The sequence below is a fragment of the Devosia sp. LjRoot3 genome, assembly GCF_964252865.1.
Taxonomy (GTDB): domain Bacteria; phylum Pseudomonadota; class Alphaproteobacteria; order Rhizobiales; family Devosiaceae; genus Devosia.
On the sequence record NZ_CAXUPK020000003.1, the window covers coordinates 310,044 to 327,325 of the forward strand.

22 protein-coding genes are annotated in these 17,282 nt (G+C 62.9%); 13 read left to right on the forward strand and 9 right to left on the reverse strand.

Annotated elements, in window-relative coordinates; all coding sequences use genetic code 11:
* Positions 1-133 precede the first annotated feature (133 nt).
* Positions 134-652: a MarR family winged helix-turn-helix transcriptional regulator gene (locus ACSQ2A_RS12515; RefSeq protein ID WP_436072506.1), complete on the forward strand. Its 519-nt coding sequence runs from the start codon at positions 134-136 to the stop codon at positions 650-652.
* 231 nt (positions 653-883) lie between these two features.
* Here ACSQ2A_RS12515 and ACSQ2A_RS12520 read toward each other — a convergent pair whose 3' ends face one another.
* The 6 genes from ACSQ2A_RS12520 to ACSQ2A_RS12545 form a co-directional block, all read right to left on the reverse strand.
* Positions 884-1,093 carry a hypothetical protein gene (locus ACSQ2A_RS12520; RefSeq protein WP_436072507.1) on the reverse strand — a complete coding sequence of 70 codons (210 nt, stop codon included), beginning with the start codon at positions 1,091-1,093 and terminating at the stop codon, positions 884-886.
* Positions 1,094-1,451: 358 nt separating this feature from the next.
* Positions 1,452-2,273, reverse strand: coding sequence for a pyrroline-5-carboxylate reductase (gene proC / locus ACSQ2A_RS12525; RefSeq protein ID WP_436072508.1), 822 nt, complete (start codon positions 2,271-2,273; stop codon positions 1,452-1,454).
* Positions 2,273-2,773 carry a YbjN domain-containing protein gene (locus ACSQ2A_RS12530; protein WP_295412566.1) on the reverse strand — a complete coding sequence of 167 codons (501 nt, stop codon included), beginning with the start codon at positions 2,771-2,773 and terminating at the stop codon, positions 2,273-2,275. The genes proC and ACSQ2A_RS12530 overlap by 1 nt, the downstream gene beginning before the upstream one ends.
* Before the next feature lie 218 nt (positions 2,774-2,991).
* Positions 2,992-3,714 carry a metallophosphoesterase family protein gene (locus ACSQ2A_RS12535; protein ID WP_436072509.1) on the reverse strand — a complete coding sequence of 241 codons (723 nt, stop codon included), beginning with the start codon at positions 3,712-3,714 and terminating at the stop codon, positions 2,992-2,994.
* 3 nt (positions 3,715-3,717) lie between these two features.
* Positions 3,718-3,969, reverse strand: a complete 252-nt coding sequence (locus ACSQ2A_RS12540; protein ID WP_295412569.1) for an accessory factor UbiK family protein — start codon at positions 3,967-3,969, stop codon at positions 3,718-3,720.
* A gap of 93 nt (positions 3,970-4,062) precedes the next feature.
* Entirely contained in the window at positions 4,063-5,031 is a 969-nt protein-coding gene (locus tag ACSQ2A_RS12545; RefSeq protein ID WP_436072510.1) for an iron-siderophore ABC transporter substrate-binding protein, read from the reverse strand.
* Here ACSQ2A_RS12545 and ACSQ2A_RS12550 point away from each other — a divergent pair.
* Together ACSQ2A_RS12550 and ACSQ2A_RS12555 are read left to right on the forward strand one after the other, a co-directional pair.
* Positions 5,030-5,263, forward strand: coding sequence for a hypothetical protein (locus tag ACSQ2A_RS12550; protein WP_436072511.1), 234 nt, complete (start codon positions 5,030-5,032; stop codon positions 5,261-5,263). The genes ACSQ2A_RS12545 and ACSQ2A_RS12550 overlap by 2 nt on opposite strands.
* Before the next feature lie 13 nt (positions 5,264-5,276).
* Positions 5,277-5,948, forward strand: coding sequence for an outer membrane protein (locus ACSQ2A_RS12555; protein WP_436072512.1), 672 nt, complete (start codon positions 5,277-5,279; stop codon positions 5,946-5,948).
* A 121-nt stretch (positions 5,949-6,069) separates the two neighbouring features.
* On the opposite strand, the gene ACSQ2A_RS12560 is transcribed toward ACSQ2A_RS12555, so the two are convergent.
* The 3 genes from ACSQ2A_RS12560 to ACSQ2A_RS12570 form a co-directional block, all read right to left on the reverse strand.
* Positions 6,070-7,080: an ABC transporter substrate-binding protein gene (locus ACSQ2A_RS12560; RefSeq protein ID WP_436072513.1), complete on the reverse strand. Its 1,011-nt coding sequence runs from the start codon at positions 7,078-7,080 to the stop codon at positions 6,070-6,072.
* 17 nt (positions 7,081-7,097) lie between these two features.
* Positions 7,098-7,961 (reverse strand): ABC transporter permease, encoded by an 864-nt coding sequence (locus tag ACSQ2A_RS12565; protein WP_436072514.1) that lies wholly within the window; start codon positions 7,959-7,961, stop codon positions 7,098-7,100.
* Positions 7,962-8,195: 234 nt separating this feature from the next.
* Complete coding sequence (locus ACSQ2A_RS12570; RefSeq protein ID WP_436072515.1) at positions 8,196-8,759, reverse strand: dihydrofolate reductase family protein; 564 nt, start codon at positions 8,757-8,759, stop codon at positions 8,196-8,198.
* A 136-nt stretch (positions 8,760-8,895) separates the two neighbouring features.
* Here ACSQ2A_RS12570 and ACSQ2A_RS12575 point away from each other — a divergent pair, with 136 nt between their 5' ends.
* The 10 genes from ACSQ2A_RS12575 to pth all read left to right on the forward strand — a co-directional run bounded on the left by ACSQ2A_RS12575 (position 8,896) and on the right by pth (position 17,153).
* The gene (locus ACSQ2A_RS12575; RefSeq protein ID WP_436072516.1) at positions 8,896-9,225 is read left to right on the forward strand and encodes a hypothetical protein; all 330 of its coding nucleotides are present in this window, start codon (positions 8,896-8,898) and stop codon (positions 9,223-9,225) included.
* A 281-nt stretch (positions 9,226-9,506) separates the two neighbouring features.
* Positions 9,507-10,331 (forward strand): prolipoprotein diacylglyceryl transferase, encoded by an 825-nt coding sequence (gene lgt / locus ACSQ2A_RS12580; protein ID WP_436072517.1) that lies wholly within the window; start codon positions 9,507-9,509, stop codon positions 10,329-10,331.
* Positions 10,332-10,343: 12 nt separating this feature from the next.
* Positions 10,344-11,423 carry a class I SAM-dependent methyltransferase gene (locus tag ACSQ2A_RS12585; protein ID WP_436072518.1) on the forward strand — a complete coding sequence of 360 codons (1,080 nt, stop codon included), beginning with the start codon at positions 10,344-10,346 and terminating at the stop codon, positions 11,421-11,423.
* On the forward strand, positions 11,420-12,181 hold the full coding sequence (pgeF, locus tag ACSQ2A_RS12590; RefSeq protein ID WP_436072519.1) for a peptidoglycan editing factor PgeF: 762 nt from the start codon (positions 11,420-11,422) through the stop codon (positions 12,179-12,181). The genes ACSQ2A_RS12585 and pgeF overlap by 4 nt, the downstream gene beginning before the upstream one ends.
* 119 nt (positions 12,182-12,300) lie before the next feature.
* Entirely contained in the window at positions 12,301-13,233 is a 933-nt protein-coding gene (locus ACSQ2A_RS12595) for a ribose-phosphate pyrophosphokinase (RefSeq protein ID WP_295412587.1), read from the forward strand.
* 133 nt (positions 13,234-13,366) lie between these two features.
* Positions 13,367-13,810, forward strand: coding sequence for a YciI family protein (locus tag ACSQ2A_RS12600; RefSeq protein ID WP_436072520.1), 444 nt, complete (start codon positions 13,367-13,369; stop codon positions 13,808-13,810).
* Positions 13,811-13,815: 5 nt separating this feature from the next.
* A complete protein-coding gene (locus tag ACSQ2A_RS12605) occupies positions 13,816-14,169 on the forward strand; it encodes a YciI family protein (protein WP_436072521.1) in 354 nt (117 codons plus the stop codon).
* Positions 14,166-15,401 carry an RNA polymerase sigma factor gene (locus tag ACSQ2A_RS12610; protein ID WP_436072522.1) on the forward strand — a complete coding sequence of 412 codons (1,236 nt, stop codon included), beginning with the start codon at positions 14,166-14,168 and terminating at the stop codon, positions 15,399-15,401. Before ACSQ2A_RS12605 ends, ACSQ2A_RS12610 begins: the two co-directional genes overlap by 4 nt.
* Before the next feature lie 259 nt (positions 15,402-15,660).
* Positions 15,661-16,281 carry a 50S ribosomal protein L25/general stress protein Ctc gene (locus tag ACSQ2A_RS12615; RefSeq protein WP_295412594.1) on the forward strand — a complete coding sequence of 207 codons (621 nt, stop codon included), beginning with the start codon at positions 15,661-15,663 and terminating at the stop codon, positions 16,279-16,281.
* A gap of 173 nt (positions 16,282-16,454) precedes the next feature.
* The gene (gene pth, locus ACSQ2A_RS12620) at positions 16,455-17,153 is read left to right on the forward strand and encodes an aminoacyl-tRNA hydrolase (protein WP_436072523.1); all 699 of its coding nucleotides are present in this window, start codon (positions 16,455-16,457) and stop codon (positions 17,151-17,153) included.
* Positions 17,154-17,282 lie beyond the last annotated feature (129 nt).

Here is a 17,282-nt window from a genome sequence, read left to right on the forward strand (position 1 = left end):
TCCTCTCCAGAGTCTTCGTTTTTGCCGTTTGCTCGCGAAACGGACGTTCCCTTGATCATGCCCCAAGGGCCATGCCCTTGGCAAACCTGAATGTCTTTGTGATAAGACGGAGCGCCTGTGCGATGGAGTGACAATGGCAGAGAGCCAAAAAAATGTCAACAAGGCTGACATAAATTCTGCAAAACCCGCAGAAGCCGGGCTGCCGCTCGACATCATGGGCCTTTTCTTCTTTGCCTATCGAGACTTCACCGGCGATGCCGATGCCCTGCTCGAACGCCAGGGTTTTGGCCGTGCCCACCATCGCGTGCTTTATTTCGTCAACCTGCGCCCCGGCATGCCGGTCGCCGACCTTCTCGACATTTTGAAGATCACCAAGCAGAGCCTCGCCCGGGTGCTCCGCCAGCTGATCGACAACGGTTACATCGAGCAGAAGACCGGCCATTCCGACCGCCGCCAGCGCCTGCTCTTTGCCACCGACAAAGGCCGCAGCCTCTTCGCCACCCTTTCGGCCACGCAAGCCAGCCGCATCGAAGACGCCATCGCCGCCCTGCCCCCCGAGGGCGCACGCATGGTTCGACAATTCCTCGTCGGCATGGTCGAGCCGTCCGACCATTCGGTGCTCGACCGACTCAACCTCACCGTCAATCTCTGAGGCTCTTAGCCCCGCCAAAGTCTCACCACGCCTCGAATGTCACCCCCGGCGCCAGGCCGGGCCCATCCCGAGATATCAAAATAGAACCGGCCTGCGCCTGGCCGCCACCAAGCCCACACCACAAAATAGGCTTGTGCCACAATAACTTGTCCGGCACTCTGGAATCAGTTCGGCAACCTTCGGGAGCGGCAGATTCTTAGTCTCGTTCAGTATCTGTCCGAAGCCCAGCGCCTAGAACAACAGGGTGAACTGGTCGAAGCCATATGGTGCTACGAAACCATCCTGCGCGATCCTCTGGTCAAGGACGACACCCCGACCCTGCAGGCCGCTGGTCTTGGCCTTGGCCTCCTGCTGATCACCGAAGCCCGCCACAGCGACGATCCGCGTCGCGTCGACCGCCTTGTCAATCGCGCCATCACCGCGCTTGCGACAGCCAGCCAATCAGACCCGACCGAACCCACGCTCGGCCTCGCCCTGGCCGAAGCCCACATCCTGCGCTTCCAGCTTTCCGGCCAGACGCAAGACCTCCTCGCGGCCAATATTCAATTGGATAGGCTCTCCGAGTTGGAAACCCCGCCGCTCGAACAGATCGGTTCGCTTCGCGCGCTTCTCAGCCCGCCGCGCTAGAGCAGGTCACGTTTCGACCGAAGCAAGGCCCAGCGCGGAATCTACACGCTCACCGGTTGTCACCCCGGCGAAAGCCGGGGCCCATCTCGGGCTCAGGATGGCCCCCGGCTTTCGCCGGGGTGACAACCGAGTGCGTGGATGGTCCAGACAACGCGTGAAAACGTTGGGGCCTTTACCCCTGCCCCAGTTCCTCGCTGCGCTTCCGCGCCGCCGCAACCGCGCGGTCCATCAGCGGCGTCAGGCCATCTTCGCCCATCAGCACATTCAGCGCTGCCGCCGTGGTCCCATTTGGCGACGTCACATTCTGGCGCAACACGCTTGCCGGCGCCGCATCGGCCTCAAGCAGCGCTGCCGAGCCAATGACGGTCTGCCGCGCCAGCACCATGGCCACATGCTCATCCAGCCCCTGCGCCACGCCCGCCGCCGCCAATGCCTCGACCAGATTGAACACATAGGCCGGGCCCGAACCCGACACGGCCGTCACCGCATCGAGATCGCCTTCTTGATCGAACCAGACGACCAGCCCCGCGGCCGACAGCAGCGCCTCCGCCGCAGAACGACCATCCCGATCGACACCGCTTCCAGCGACGACACCCGTCACACCCTTGCCGATTTGCGCCGGCGTATTGGGCATGCTGCGCACGACCCGGTCAGTGCCCGTGCCCTTGGCCAGCCGCGCCAGTGAAATCCCGGCGGCAATAGACACCACCAGCGTCTGCGGCCCGATCACCGGCACGAGGCTCGCCATCACCTCGTCGATCACCTGCGGCTTGACCGCCAGCACCAGCACATTGGGCAGAAGCCCCACGGCATGGTCATAAATCTTCAAATCATATTCAGCCGCAAAGGCCTTGGTCTCTTCGCTTGGCCGCGGTTCCACCAGCACCAGATTGGTCGGCGGCAAGCCCGCCTCCAACCAGCCCGTCGCCAAAGCCATGCCCATCTTGCCGGCACCCACCAGCATCACGGGCCCGATCGAGCGCAAATTCGCCATCACGCTTCTCCCACGGTTTCGAACATCACATGGCTCAGCGCATCCGCCGCCGATTTGCCTGCCCAGACGACGAACTGGAAAGCCTGATAGTAGAGATCACAGCTATCGCTGGCCGAACGCAAGAGCGCTTCGCATTGCTGCGGCGACACATCGGCGCCACCAGTAAGCAGGTGCGAATTGCGGAAGAGCACGACGCCTTCCTTGTTCCAGATGTCGAAGTGCCCGATCCAGAGCTGCTCGTTGATCATGCTGATCAACTGCCTGATTTCCGCGCGCCGCCCATCGGGCACCTTGAGGTCAAAGGCACACGCCACATGGAGGCTTTCGAGATCCTCCATCCAGTTGAACGACACATGATAGTCGCTCCAGCCGCCGCGCACCGAAATCGAGATTTCGTCCGCGTCCTGGCGCTCAAAATTCCAGTCATTGATCGATGCGATATGCTCGACCAGGTCCACCGGATGGGACACGCGATCGGGCTCGTGGGCAATCAAGGACATTGGCCGTTTCCATGCTGGCTTGGCGCGACTGTCGAGTGCATCGATAGGCGGTGCACCGTGAATGCGGACCGTCTCTCGCGCCTCCTCCAGCGCTCGAATCGTCCACAATGGAAAGGGTACACTGCGTTACTGATTCAGGGAGTGCGGCTGATCCCGGAGAGGGCAATCTCTTGTGGATGACAGTAACGACTTGTTAACCAGCAGGCGCCAGCGAGCACCTAGCCCAGACTCTCGGGGCCCGCCCATCCATGCCGGATGGACTCGCCCCAGCCGGGAAATCCATTGGCCTCGGCCAGCCTTGCGGCCGCCTCCGTATCATAGGGCACGGCGATCAGCGCCGTTTGCCAGCCACGACGCCCCTTCTCGACGATTCCATAATGCGCATCGGGCGAACCACGCACCAATTGCATCCCCACCGAACCGGGATTGGCGATCAACCGTCCATCAGTCAGCCGCAGCGTCCGCGCAATATGGGTGTGGCCACAAAGAATAACCCCGCTGCCGATCCCCTCGGCATGCCCCGCCACCTCCTCCTCGGAAGGCAGCGTCGTCGTGCGCCCGTCGTAGAAATTGTCGAGCCAGGGCATCTCGTCGTCATCGGGCGTTCCGTGACAAACGAAGACCTCCTCGCCCACCTTTGCCGTCGCCGGCAGCGCCGCGAGCCAATCCAGCTGCCCCGCCGACAGCTGCGCCCTGGCAAAGCGGTCCACCGCCCCTGCCCCACGCAGCCCGGTATCCACCGTCCAGCGGTCATGATTGCCGCGAATGGCCACGGCATTGAGCCCCATCAGCCGCTCTGCCGCCCCGGCTGGGTCGATCGGCCCGCTGACATGGTCACCGAGCAGCACGATGGTATTGACATGCTCGCCAGCAATGTGCTCAAGCACGGCGTCCAGCGCCGGCGCATTGCCATGCACGTCTGAAATGACCGCGAGGCGCAAAGCTTACGCGGACTTTTCGGCCTTAAGAGCAGCCAATTCCTTGCGCAGCGCGTCGATCTCTTCGCCCTGCACCTGCACCAGCTCGCGCAGCGCGTCAAAATCCTCGCGCTTCACCAGTTCCATATCGGCCACGATGCGCTGGGCCTGCGATTTGGCAACGGTTTCCACTTCCCGGCGCACGCCATCGGCAACGCCCGCAGCCTCGTTCATGATCCGGCCAAGGCCATCGAAAATCCGGTTGCTGCTCTGGGTCATGGCTTTTCCAACTCTCGGGTTGCGCGTGTTGCCCCTATGTAAGCCAGCCCCGTCCGCTTGACCAGTGCGGTGAGAGGCCGCGGAACGCTGCCCCTACTTCCCGGCCGCCGTGGCAGCGTCGGCAATCAGCTTGATATATTGCGGATATCCCCACTTCAGCGACAGGGCACTCGGCGGCGAAACCGAATTGATGAGCTCCGCCCCCACCACCCGCGCCACGGCCCCCTTGGCCACCTGCGGCGCCAGCGCAATCACCGAATTGCCGAAAAAGGCCGCATCGGTTTCCGGGGTCTCGAAATAGGTCACCAGCACATCGCTCGTCAGCCGGTCGAGATTCTCAAAGCTCAGCATGAAATAGAGGTCCTGCCCCTGCGCCAGCTCGGCCACGCTTGGCGCCGAAGTCAGCCCCGCATTGACCAAAAACTGCACGCGGGAATCGAGGTCCCCATAGACATTGATCTCGCCATTCCACTCGGCGATGGCGGCAAAACTGGTGCCTGCCAGCTGCGGATACTTCGCCGTCTCGTCAGCAATGAATTGCTCAAGCTCAGCCACCAGCGCCTCAGCCTCGGCCTTCTTGCCGATAGCCTCGCCGGTGATGGTGATCGTGTCCTGCCAGGACGTATCCCAGACCGTCTCCGGGAATGCCACCACCGGCGCAATCCCGCTCAGCACGTCATACTGTTCCTGCGTCAGCCCCGAATAGACCGCCAGGATCAGGTCCGGCTGCAGTGCCGCAATCGCCTCGACCGGCGGCTCGCCACCAGCCGGCAAAATGGTCGGAAACTCCGCGCCAAGCGCCGCCACCGCCTCCTTGGTCCAGCGCAGCGCGCCGTTCTCGTCCCCGCCATAGCTGAAATGCGGAATACCCACCGGCACTTCCCCCAACGCAATGACCGCGTCCTGCGTCGACCAGCCCCAGGTCACGATGCGCTGCGGCTTTTCGGGAATGACGCTCTCGCCATAGGCGTGCTGGACGGTAACGGGGAAAGATTGTGCCTGCACGGCAACGACCATGCCCAGGCTGATGACGGCTGACACGATGAGGGAGCGGAGCGACATGGATCACCTTCTCGACAGATGCCCTTTCATACAAAAGGTGATTATTAATGTCATGTATAAAATGATGCGCCCGCCTCGCGCCTATCGGTCGGCCCAAAACACCGACAACCTCACAAAACCGCCAAACATCAGTAAGACCGCCACCACATTGCCGGGCAACAATTGTTGTAATACTGTTTTGTTGCTTGTTTTGTTTTCACAAGGAAATTCAAGGGGGCGTAATGAAAAGTAGATTCGTAGCGGCCTTGGCCGCTTCTTTTATATCGATAGGTGCCGCACAGGGTGCCGACCTGATCCTCGTAGACCCACCACCGCTGGTCATCCCCGATGCCGGTTTCGATTGGTCGGGCTTCTATGCCGGCCTCAACGCCGGCTATATCGGCGGCGAGGCCAAGTCCGTCGGCGCGACAACTGGCGTCACCACCAATGTTCCGGTCTCCGGTGGCCTGATCGGCGGCACCCTGGGCTTCAACGCGCAGTTTGATCGGATCGTGCTTGGCCTCGAAGGCGACCTCGCCTGGAGCGGCGCAACCGGCACGGCAGTCTGCGTCGCGGACCCGGCCTACAATTGCCAGGGCCAACTCGATTGGCTGGGCACGATCAAGGGTCGAGCCGGCTTCGCCGTAGACAGGGTGTTGTTCTTCGGCACCGCCGGTTTCGCTGCCGGCAATACAAAGGCGAATGTCACCCCTGCTGCGCCAGCCATAACAAATACCTTTACGGGCACAATGGCCGGCTGGACGGCCGGCGCCGGCATCGAAGCCTTCGTCACCGACGCCTTCACCGTCAAGGCGGAATATAGCTATATCAGCCTGAGCGGCCTGCAGGCACCCGTCGGCACGCTATCCGGCGCGCAGGCATCCAACTTGAGCGCGTCAACCCACGTCATCCGCCTCGGCGTGAACTACCACTTCTAGCGATCATCACCCGGCTCCACCGGAACCGAGAATAGAGGCGTGAAAACACGCTTTCGGCGAAAAACGCCGGCACCTATTCCGAAGGCCGCCCCTGCTTTCGGAATATAAACGACAAGGCGCCCTAGCGCGTCACCGCATCCCCGCCCTCGGAAACGCCGATCTTTTCCAGCACGCGATCCATCGGTTCGAACCGGGTCCAGAACTGCACTGGAATCTTTACGTCGGCCCCGAGCGACCCGCTCTCCTCGAACCAGGTCTGGGTATAGTTGGCGTCGCTCAGCTGCAGCCCGCCATTGACGGTCCAGCTCCCGGCATAAAGCCCGGACAGCTCCGCCAGCGTCTCCGTCGCCACATCGGGACGCGCCCGCGTCATGGCATCCACCCACAGCTGCGGATCGGCCGCAAAGTCTCGCGCCGCCAGCGTCAGCCCCTCCAGCACCGCATCGACCTCGTCACCGCGATCCTGCAACACCCCGGCCGAAACGACATTCACCTTGGTCAGCACCGGCGCCGAGCGATAAAACTCCTCAGCATCAACGAGGATTTCGAGGCCCGCGCGCTCCGGCATGGCCAGGAACACGCCGATCGACATGGTCGTGGCGTCCACCCGTCCCTGCTGCAATGCCTGCGCCCGCACCGCCGGATCGCCCAGCGGCACATAGGTCATCTCCTCGATCTTGGTGCCCCGGCTCTGCAACACCAGCCGCGACAGCGTATAGTCGAGGCTGTTTTCCCGTCCGACCCCAAAAGTCCCGCTGCTCAAACTCTCGAAGCCAACGCCCTCCCGGGCCGCGATAATGTAGGGGATGGCCTTGTCGGTCGAACCAACCGCCACAAGGCTCTTGTCGCCCCGCGCATAAAGCCCCAGCAGCGCCTCCACCGAAATATTGGCCATCTCCCCGCCACCGGTCAGCAGCGCTGTGATCGCCATCGGCGTCTGCGCCGCCGGCACCAGCTCCACCTCAACCCCGGCCCGCTCGAAATAGCCCTCGCTCAGCGCCAGATGCAGCACCGAATTGGGCACCAGCGGCACCTCGGTCGACGTCACGATGATCCGGAACGGCGCCGCCGCCACCTGTCCCACAGACAGAACCGCGACGATCAGAGCAACAGCAACCTGGGTAAGTCTCATAAGAAAGCTCCAACAAATCAGGGTATCGCAAAGCGCCGCTCCAACCGCCGCAACACGGCCGCCGTAACACCGCCGATAACCATCGCCGTCAGCACGGTGACGAAATAGCGAGGCATATTGAACGAAGCGCCATAGCCGACGAGCAACCCGCCGAGCCCCGTCATCGCCGTATAGATTTCGGCGATAATACAAGCCGTCAGCGCCTGCGCCGCCCCAAGCCGTAACCCGGCAATCATCTGCGGCAGAACCTGCGGCCATACGAGCCGCACCTGCGCTTGCAGCCGCGATGCCCCCAGCCCCATGGCCGCCTCTTCATCGCCCTTGCCGACCCCCTCGAACGCCGCCTGCGCCGTCGTCGTGATCACGATGAAGGCGGCGAGGAGCACCACGACGATCTTGGCCGAAGGCCCCAACCCTAGCAGCGCCACGAAAAGCGGCATGAAGGCGATGATCGGAATATTGGCGAAGAAGTCGAGAATGACCTTCATCACCCGACCGAGCAGCGGCAGCCGCCCCATCAAACCGGCCATGCTCCAGCCCAGCACCAGAGCCAGTCCGAGCCCGGAATAATAGACCTGCACCGTGCTGCCGACGGCGTCGAAATAGTCCCGGCGCGGGTCCTGCATCATCTTGAACAGGGCATTGGCCGTTTCCCCGATGGAGGGAACAATGGCCTCAGGATACTGCCCCGCCAGCCATTCCCAGAACACCAGCACCGCCACAATCAGGCCAAGGACGACCCAGATCTCCGCGCGCACGCCCTTCAGCCAGTCGCCCGTCTCCTGCCAGGCTTCCACCAGTTCCCGCGCGCTCCCGCGCAGTCCGCCACGCTCCCGCGCATTGTCTCGGTCGGTCTGGGAGCGGGTGTCTTCGTTTGCCAAGGCGAGCCATTTCTTGCCGCGAAGCGCGGACAGTGTCTGTCGCCCCTCCCAGGCAACAAAAACATTCGCTCTGGGTGATAGGAGCGCTGAGCGGGCCTGTCAAATACGGGCGGCCGGCACAGCCATCCACCAGTCCAAACAGTCAGGCCTGGTAGCAAGCACAGCATCTTGAGTTGTCGTCATTGCCGGGCTTGTCCCGGCAATCCATCTCGCCTGGACAAGGCCGTTTCAGCCTCAGCCCTGCGGCACATAGCGCATCGCCACAGCGCCCGAACCATATTCCAGCTGATCCACCAGCCTCAAATCCAACGGCTTCGACAGACCCGAAAACAGCGTTCGCCCATGCCCCGCCACGCGCGGATGCACCACAAACTCGTACTCGTCGATCAGCCCCAGCTCCACCAGCGCCTGCGGCAGCATCACACCACCCGTCGCCAGTGCCCCGCCCGACATCTCCTTCAACGCCCGAACCGTCTTTTCGATATCCGCCACACGCACGATTTCCGCGTTCCAGTCCACCGTTTCCAGCGTGTCCGACACCACATACTTCTTGGCCGCGTGAATGGTTTCGGCAAACGGCACCATCCAGTCGACAACCCAATCCGGCCGCGATCCGCTCTCCACCACCGGCCGCCATGCCGATTCCATCAACTGGTAAGTCACGCGCCCAAAGATCAGCGCATCCGCCCGCGCAATACCCTCTGCGGCCCGACGATGAAGCTCTTCATCCGGGATGATCGCCTGATGGTCGCAGCACCCATCAAGGGTGACATTGATCGAATATCGCAGCGGTCGCATGTCCTGAGCCTCCCATAGCCGGTCTCATTTTGAAAGGCCCGACCCACTCTGGACGAAACGGCCTCTCCCCGCACTCGACAGAGCCCCACGTACAACGCAAGCTCCCGACAAACCTCCCGCGAGTGGACGTGGACATATGAAGCAGCAAATACCGCTGGTTGCGCTGGCCATCGCCACGATCGGGTCCATCGGCGGAACACGTCTATCCGCGATCGCGATCCCCTGGTTGGTCCTCTCGACCGCCAACAGTCCCCTGCTCACCGGGCTCGCGGGCCTTGTCGGCTCGCTGACATGGGTGCTCATCCCGTTTGGCGGCATTTATGCCGGCTTGCTGACCGATACGGCCGGCATCCTGACCGCCTTGGGCGTCACAGCCGCGCTCTATTGCGTCGCCGCCTTGTCCCCGGCCGTCATCCCCCGCTTCAGAGCGATAGGCAAAAGACCCGTGGCGCAGCCCGCCAACTAGGCGGGGCGCACAACGCCCGCGCGGGCTCTTGAAAGGCCGTCACACACACCCAATTGTAAAACTCTCCCCTTGCGACCCACCCCGCCATGACGCTACGGCTGGCAAAACCCTGAGAGCCTGTTTTGAAATTCGCTGCGGCGATTCAGATGGCAGTGTTTTCGACAACCGGAGCACAGCGGACAGGTCCGTGAGCACCGGAAGCGCAGAAAACGCAGCCAGGTGACCGCCGCAGTAGAGTTTCGGAACGGGCTGAACTGGCCGCGCCGGCAAAAGGACAGAACTTGCCCTTCCCCAATATCGACCCAATCGCCTTCGCCATCGGCCCCGTCGCCATTCGCTGGTATGCGCTCGCCTATCTCTTCGGCGTGCTGCTCGGCGCCGGCTATGGCTACCTGCTGCTGCGAAACGAGCGCCTCTGGCACAAGGGCGCCCCGCCCTTCCCCGCCAAGGATATTTGGGATTTTGCCTTCTGGGCCATGCTCGCCATCGTCATCGGCGGCCGCACCGGCTACGTGCTCTTCTACAACCTGCCCTATTATCTTCAGAACCCGCTCGAGATCATCAACACCCTCGATGGCGGCATGTCCTATCACGGCGGCATGCTTGGCCTGATGCTGGCAGCCATCCTCTTCACCCTCTCGAAAAAGGGCAATTGGCTCTCCTCGCTCGACCTCCTGGGCGCCGTCGCCACCATCGGCATTTTCCTTGGCCGCATCGCCAATTTCATCAATGCCGAACTCTTTGGCGCCCCCACCGACCTTCCCTGGGGCGTGATCTTCCCAACCGATCCCCTGCAGGTCGCCCGCCATCCGAGCCAGCTCTATGAAGCTGCCCTCGAAGGCCTCCTGCTCTTCCTCATCATCCGCCTCGCCACCCACGTCTTCTACGCCCTGCGTAAACCCGGTCTCGTCGCCGGCATCTTCGCCATCGGCTACGCCCTCTCGCGCATCCTCGTCGAATTCGTCCGCCTGCCCGATCAGCAGCTCGGCTATCTCTATGGCGGCTGGCTCACCATGGGTCAGGTCCTCAGCCTTCCCATTCTTCTCGGCGGCCTCATCCTCGTCATTTACGCGACGACCCGCCCCGTTAACGCATTGCGCCCCTAGGAGCATCTCAACGTGAACAGTCCGCTAACACTGGCACAGCAGATCGACCTCCAGATCACCGCAGGCGGTCCCATCTCCGTCGCCACCTATATGGGTCTCTGCCTCACCCACCCGACCAAGGGCTACTACAAGGGCTCCGACCCACTCGGAGCCAAGGGCGACTTCATCACCGCGCCCGAAATTTCCCAGATGTTTGGGGAGCTTATCGGTTTTCACCTCGTCAATGTCTGGCAACAGATGGACGAGCCGAAAAGCTTCAATCTCGTCGAACTCGGACCCGGCCGCGGAACCCTCATGGCCGACATCCTCCGCGTCGCCTGCCGCGCCCCCGGCTTCCGCGATGGCCTCAAGCTAAAACTCTTCGAAACCAACCCGGCATTGACGGTCGAACAACGGAATCGCCTCGAAAGCTACGAGCCACAATGGCTTGAAAACTTTGAGCAATTCGACGACGGCCCGATCCTCGTGGTCGCCAACGAGTTCTTCGACGCCCTCCCCATCCGCCAGTTCATCCGCAAACCAGACGGCTGGCACGAACGTCTCGTCGGCCTCATCGACGGCAAGCGCGCCTTCGGCCTTTCCCCCACGCCGATCCCCAACGAAACCATGCCCACCGCCGTCGCCAATGCCGAACCCGACAGCATGTTCGAAGTCTGCTTTGCTGGCGGCGAAGTCATGTCGCGCCTCGCAAAAATGGTTGCCAAACAAGGCGGTAGCATCCTCGCCGTGGACTACGGCTATGCCCGCACCCAGACCGGCGACACCCTGCAAGGGGTCCGCAATCACGCCTATGCCGACGTCCTCGAAGAACCCGGTGAAACCGACCTCTCCGCCCATGTGGATTTCGGCGCCCTCGCCGCGGTGACTCAGGAAGTTGGCCTCGCCGTCCAACCCCTTGCCACCCAAGGCGAATTCCTCACCCGCCTCGGCATAGCCGAACGCGCCAAAGCCCTTTCCGGCGCCAATCCCGGCTCCGCCAGCGACATCCAGATCGCCCATCAGCGCCTGGTTGCGAAAGACCAGATGGGCGACCTCTTCAAGGTCTTCTGCGCCCACTCCCCCGGCCTTAATCCCCCAGGGTTCGCCGCATGATAGACTTCGCCTCCGTCCAATCGCTGACCGATAGCGACGTCGTCCGCCACGGCTTCTTCGGCCGCCACGGTGGCGTTTCCACGGGCGACTTCGCCGGCCTCAACGTCTCCCACTCGGTCGGCGACGACGCCGAAGCCGTCGAAGAAAACCGCGCCCTCGTCGTCAAAACCCTGGGCGGCGCGCCGCTTGTGACCCTGAAACAGGTCCACTCCAACCGCGTCGTCACCGTCGAAGCCGGCGCCATCCCCGATCGCACCGTCGAAGCTGACGCGATCGTGACCCGCCGCGCCGACGTGCTCATCGGCGTCCTCACCGCCGACTGTTCTCCCCTCCTCTTCCTCGATCGCCACGCCGGCATCGTCGGCGCCGCCCATGCTGGCTGGCGCGGAGCTGTAGACGGCATCTTGGAAAACACCGTCGCCGCCATGGAAGCCCTAGGCGCCCAGCGCCGCCGCATCCAGCTCGCCATCGGCCCGACGATCAGCCAGCAGAATTACGAAGTCGGTGAACAGTTTAGGGCCGACGCCTTGAATCAGAATGCGAACACCGAAGCCGCCTTCATGACCCCGCCCGGCGGCAAGCCCCACTTCGATCTTCCCGGTTATCTCGCCATCCAGGCCCGCGCCCTGGGTCTCGCTGAGATCACCGACACGGCCCTTTGCACCTATGCCGAACCCACCCGCTTTTTCTCCCATCGCTATGCCACGCATCAGCAAACCCGGACCGGCCGACAGATCGCCGTTATCGGCCTCGCTTAGGCTTAAATTTACGCATGAGACCAATGGGGCGTTGCAGTCATAAAAATGACTCGATAAAGCTGCCCGCGAAACTGGAAGGTCCCTCCTCCCCGGGGACTGGTTGAGACAGGATCGCCCTCATGAAACTGGTGACTGGCAACTCCAATCGTGCCCTCGCCCAAGCCGTCGCCAGCTATCTTGAGCTTCCCCTGACAGATTGCACGGTCAAACGCTTCGCCGACAAAGAGGTCTTTGTCGAAATCCACGAAAACGTCCGCGGCGAAGACGTCTTCATGCTGCAGTCGACCAGCTACCCGGCCAATGACAACCTGATGGAACTGCTGATCCTCACCGACGCCCTGCGCCGGTCTTCGGCACGCCGCATCACGGCTGTCCTGCCCTATTTCGGCTATGCCCGTCAGGATCGCCGCGCCGCCGGCCGTACCCCGATTTCGGCCAAGCTGGTGTCCAACCTGATCGCCGAAGCCGGCGTCAACCGCGTCATCACGCTCGATCTGCACGCCGCCCAGATCCAGGGCTTCTTCGATATCCCGACCGACAATCTCTATGCCGCGCCGATCATCACCCGCGACATTCTCGACAATTATAAGCTCGACAACACCATGATCGTGTCGCCCGACGTCGGCGGCGTGGCCCGCGCCCGCGCCGTGGCCCAGCGCCTCGGCACCGATCTCGCCATCGTCGACAAGCGCCGCCCCAAGGCCGGCGTGTCCGAAGTGATGAACATCATCGGCGACGTCTCCGGCAAGTCGTGCATTCTTATCGACGACATCGTCGACTCCGGCGGCACGCTCGTGAACGCCGCCGATGCCCTCCTCAAGGCCGGCGCCAATGAGGTTTCCGCCTACATCACTCACGGCGTCCTCTCCGAAGGCGCCGCCGAGCGCATCGCCGGCAGCAAGCTCAAGGAGCTGGTGGTAACGGACTCCATCGAAGAGACCCCCGCCACCAAGGCCGCCGCCAATATCCGCCGCATCAGCATTGCCGCCCTCATCGGCGAAGCCATCGCCCGCACCGCCAGCGAACAGAGCGTGTCGAGCCTCTTCGACTGAAGAAGCGCCTAGCCGGATTCAACGGCTCAGGCGCTTCATCTTTTTTCGCATCCCTGTCGAAAACCGCTTCCCCTCCCCGACATTGTTGTGCCGCACTACAAAAACAGCGGCCAACCATGAAAGGACGAGTGCGATGCGTTTCCTCCTGATGCTCTACGCCGAAGAAAAGGCCGGCGCCGCCATCCCGCCCGAGCAGATGGCCAAGGCCATGGAAGGCATGTACGCCTATCAGCAGGCCCTGGAGAAAGCCGGCGCCTTCATCTCCACTTCGGCTCTGGGCATGACTCAAGACGCCCGCACGCTCCGTATGGACGGCGGCGAGGTGAAGAACATCGACGGCGCCTTCATCAATCAGGGCGGCACGCTGAAGGTGGAAGAAGGCCCCTATGCCGAAGCCCGCGAGCAATTCGGCGGGCTCTTCGTCATCGAATGCGAAGACATGGATGCGGCCGTCAAATGGGCCGCCCGCTGTCCCGCCGCCCAATGGGGCCCCATCGAAATTCGTCCGATCATGAACACCATTTCCGCCAATGAAGCGCCCTGGTGCGCCGAAGGCGGTTCCGTAACCGAGGAGTGACCAAAATGCGCTATATGATGCTGATCCACCACGACGAAACCAATATGGGCGATCCCGCCGGCCAGCAGGCGCTCTATGCCGCCTGGGGCGCCTTCAACGAAGCTCTCGCCAAGGCCGAGGGCGCTGCTCCGGGCGAACGCATGCAGTCCCCCACCCGGGGAAAAACCGTCCGCACCCGCGATGGCGAAACCCGCGTCGTCGATGGCCCCTATTCCGACGCCAAGGAACAGCTCGGCGGCTATTTCTTCATCGAAGCCAAGGATTTTGATGAAGCCGTCAAATGGGCCGAGCTTTGCCCAGCCAGCAAATACGGCACCATCGAAATCCGCCCCATCGTCCAGCCGGACAAGAACTGGTGACCGACACCGCGAGGCGAGCCGCCGAACGAGCCGCCCGCGAAAGCTACGGGCGCCTCCTCGCTTTCCTCGCCGCCCGCACCCGCGATGTCGCGGGTGCCGAAGACGCGCTGGCAGAAGCCTTTGCCAGCGCCCTTACCTCATGGCCGGAACAGGGCGTTCCGGCCAACCCCGACGCTTGGCTGCTCACCGTCGCCCGCCGCCGCCAGACCGATGCCTACCGTCGCGCCGGCACCAGCAAATCGGGCGAAATGCATCTCACCCTGATGCGCGAAGAACTGGATGACCTCGCCATGACCCCGGAAGCCATCCCCGATCGCCGCCTTGCTTTGATGTTCGCCTGCGCCCATCCCGACATCGACGCAGCCCTGCGCAGTCCGCTGATCCTCCAGACCATTTTGGGCCTCACCGCTGCCGATATCGGCGCCGCCTTCCTCATCCCCGCCGCCACCATGGGCCAGCGCCTCGTCCGCGCCAAATCGCGCATCGCCGAACTCGGCATCGCCTTCGAAATCCCCGACACCGCCGACCTGCCCGAACGTCTCGACGCCGTTCTAGAAGCCATCTACGCCGCTTATGCAAAAGGCTGGAACGACCTCGTCGGCGATGCCGGCGGCCAACTGGCCCAAGAAGCCATCTGGCTCGGCCGCCTCGTCGTCGCGCTCCTGCCAACCTCCCCCGAAGCCAAGGGCATGCTTGCCCTCATGCTCTATTCCCACTCCCGCCGCGCTGCCCGGCGCAGCCCCAGCGGCGCCTATGTGCCTCTCGACGAGCAGGACACGGTCCTTTGGGACATGGAAGCCATCGACACCGCCGAAGCTCTCCTCCGCGCCGCCAGCAGCGCCGGCCCCACCGGCCGCTGCCAGCTCGAAGCCGCAATTCAGTCCGCCCACATCGTCCGCCGCCTCACCGGCGCCGACAACTGGCCGATCGTGGTAAAACTCTACGACATCCTCCACGCCATGACCGGCTCGCCCGTCGTCCTCCTCAACCGCGCCGCGGCCCTCGCCGAAACCGAAGGCCCCGCTGCCGCCCTCGCCAGCATCGCGCCGCTTGCCGAGGACAAGCGCATGGCCGACTACCAACCCTACTGGGCCGTCCGCGGCCGGCTGCTGGCTGAAACCGGTAACCGGGAAGCTGCACATGAAGCGCTGACGCTGGCCATGGGCCTTTCCACCGATCCAGCCATTCGCGATTGGCTGGAGGCGAGAAGGGCGGAGCTTTTGGCAGGCTAGCCAATCCTCACCGCACTCGTCTTTTTCCACCGTGTCATTCCCGCGAAAGCGGGAACCTCCGTTTTCTGAACAGGGGTTCCCGCTTTCGCGGGAATGACATCGTGCGGAGGAGAGAGAAGTATCGCCCCAAACCCGCAGAATCCCTTGCTCCCATCCCCCCTTTCCTCTATAGCCCGGCGCATGAAGCGCTCGTCACCCCTGGAGGACGGGCGCGTATGCTGTTGTGATGACGCATACACCAACCAAATGGATACTTTCCATGGCTGAGACCAAAGTGCTCAAGGCACAGGCGCGCAACGGAGTGGGCAAGGGGGCCGCTCGCGAAGCTCGTCGTCAGGGACTCGTTCCCGCAGTTATCTATGGTGACAAGAAGCCCCCCGTCACCGTTTCCGTGGCCTACAAGGACGCGCTGAAGTTCATCTACGCCGGTGGCTTCAAGTCCCACATCCTCGACCTCGACGTCGATGGCACGATCCACAAGGTCATCCCGCGCGATTACCAGCTTGACGTCGTCATGGATCAGCCGATCCACATCGACTTCCTGCGCGTCGCCAAGGGCGCCAAGATCAACGTTCAGGTTCCGGTTCACTTCGAAAACGAAGAAGCCAGCCCCGGCCTGAAGCGTGGCGGTACGCTGAACATCGTGCACCACACCCTCGATCTGACCGTTTCTGCGGACAGCATCCCGGAATTCGTGACCGTCGACCTGACCGGCCTAGATATCGGTGACACCGTCCACATCTCGAACATCAAGCTCCCCAAGGGCTCTGCTGACCACAGCCACGAAGCGGACGTGACCATCGCGACCATCGTTGCTCCGTCGGCCCTGAAGTCCAGCGGCGGCGATGCTGCCGAAGAAGGCGAAGCTTCGGCCGAGTAATCGGATCAAGCTCAAAACTTTTGGGGGCGGCCTTCGGGTCGCCCCTTTTATTTTCAATCCTCGGTGTCATCCCCGCGAAAGCGGGAACCTCTGTTTTGAAGCACCGGGGCTTCTCACGACAGGCTGCTACAGCTATTCCCTGTCCCAACGTCTTTTCTTGAATAGAGCGCGCCATGAAACTGCTTGTCGGCCTGGGCAACCCGGGCGGCCAATATGAAGGCAATCGCCACAATATCGGCTTCATGGCCGTCGACGCGATCGCACGCGCCAATGGCATTTCCGGCTGGAAGTCCAAGAACTCCGGGCTCCTCGCCGAAGGCACTATCGGCAGCGAGCGCGTGCTGCTCCTCAAGCCGCAGACGTTCATGAACAAGTCCGGCGATAGCGTGCAGAAAGTCGCCAGCTTCTACAAAATCCCACCCGCCGACATCGTGGTCTTCTACGACGAACTCGACCTCGCCCCCGGCAAGGTCCGCGTGAAGGTCGGCGGCGGCAATGGCGGCCACAATGGCCTGCGCTCCATCGACCCGCAGATCGGCCTCGACTACAAGCGCGTCCGCCTCGGCATTGGCCATCCCGGCAAGGAATTCGTCACCCACCACGTCCTCGGCGACTTCGCCAAGGCCGACAAGACCTGGCTCGATCCCCTCCTCGACGACATCGGCCGCCACGCCGGCATGCTTCTGGCCGGCGACGACGCCGGCTTCATGAACAAGCTGGCACTGGCAGCCAAGGGCAGCGAAGAGCCCAAGGCAGCCCCCAAAGCCCAAAGCCACATCCGCCAGGCGCGCACCAGCAAGCCCCAGGCCGAAGTGCCAAAATCCGGCCCCATGGCCGACATGCTCAACAAGCTGTTTGGCAAGGGCGAGTAGCTGCCCAACGCCCTACCCCGCACCCCCACCCACGGTGTCATCCCCGCGAAAGCGGGGATCTCTGTTTCCGGCACCAAGTAGGGATTCCCGCTTCCGCGGGAATGACGCCGTGACAGGTGGCGAGCTCCC

Excerpts from the sequence above, each read along its gene's own strand:
- ACSQ2A_RS12545 (WP_436072510.1), bottom strand. The coding sequence starts at position 5,031 with ATGTCGCTCCGCTCCCTCATCGTGTCAGCCGTCATCAGCCTGGGCATG.
- ACSQ2A_RS12570 (WP_436072515.1), bottom strand. The coding sequence starts at position 8,759 with ATGCGACCGCTGCGATATTCGATCAATGTCACCCTTGATGGGTGCTGC.
- ACSQ2A_RS12550 (WP_436072511.1), top strand. The coding sequence starts at position 5,030 with ATGGATCACCTTCTCGACAGATGCCCTTTCATACAAAAGGTGATTATT.
- ACSQ2A_RS12615 (WP_295412594.1), top strand. The coding sequence starts at position 15,661 with ATGGCTGAGACCAAAGTGCTCAAGGCACAGGCGCGCAACGGAGTGGGC.
- ACSQ2A_RS12600 (WP_436072520.1), top strand. The coding sequence starts at position 13,367 with ATGCGTTTCCTCCTGATGCTCTACGCCGAAGAAAAGGCCGGCGCCGCC.
- ACSQ2A_RS12605 (WP_436072521.1), top strand. The coding sequence starts at position 13,816 with ATGCGCTATATGATGCTGATCCACCACGACGAAACCAATATGGGCGAT.
- ACSQ2A_RS12540 (WP_295412569.1), bottom strand. The coding sequence starts at position 3,969 with ATGACCCAGAGCAGCAACCGGATTTTCGATGGCCTTGGCCGGATCATG.
- proC (WP_436072508.1), bottom strand. The coding sequence starts at position 2,273 with ATGGCGAATTTGCGCTCGATCGGGCCCGTGATGCTGGTGGGTGCCGGC.
- ACSQ2A_RS12515 (WP_436072506.1), top strand. The coding sequence starts at position 134 with ATGGCAGAGAGCCAAAAAAATGTCAACAAGGCTGACATAAATTCTGCA.
- pth (WP_436072523.1), top strand. The coding sequence starts at position 16,455 with ATGAAACTGCTTGTCGGCCTGGGCAACCCGGGCGGCCAATATGAAGGC.
- ACSQ2A_RS12530 (WP_295412566.1), bottom strand. The coding sequence starts at position 2,773 with ATGTCCTTGATTGCCCACGAGCCCGATCGCGTGTCCCATCCGGTGGAC.
- ACSQ2A_RS12595 (WP_295412587.1), top strand. The coding sequence starts at position 12,301 with ATGAAACTGGTGACTGGCAACTCCAATCGTGCCCTCGCCCAAGCCGTC.
- pgeF (WP_436072519.1), top strand. The coding sequence starts at position 11,420 with ATGATAGACTTCGCCTCCGTCCAATCGCTGACCGATAGCGACGTCGTC.
- ACSQ2A_RS12575 (WP_436072516.1), top strand. The coding sequence starts at position 8,896 with ATGAAGCAGCAAATACCGCTGGTTGCGCTGGCCATCGCCACGATCGGG.
- ACSQ2A_RS12560 (WP_436072513.1), bottom strand. The coding sequence starts at position 7,080 with ATGAGACTTACCCAGGTTGCTGTTGCTCTGATCGTCGCGGTTCTGTCT.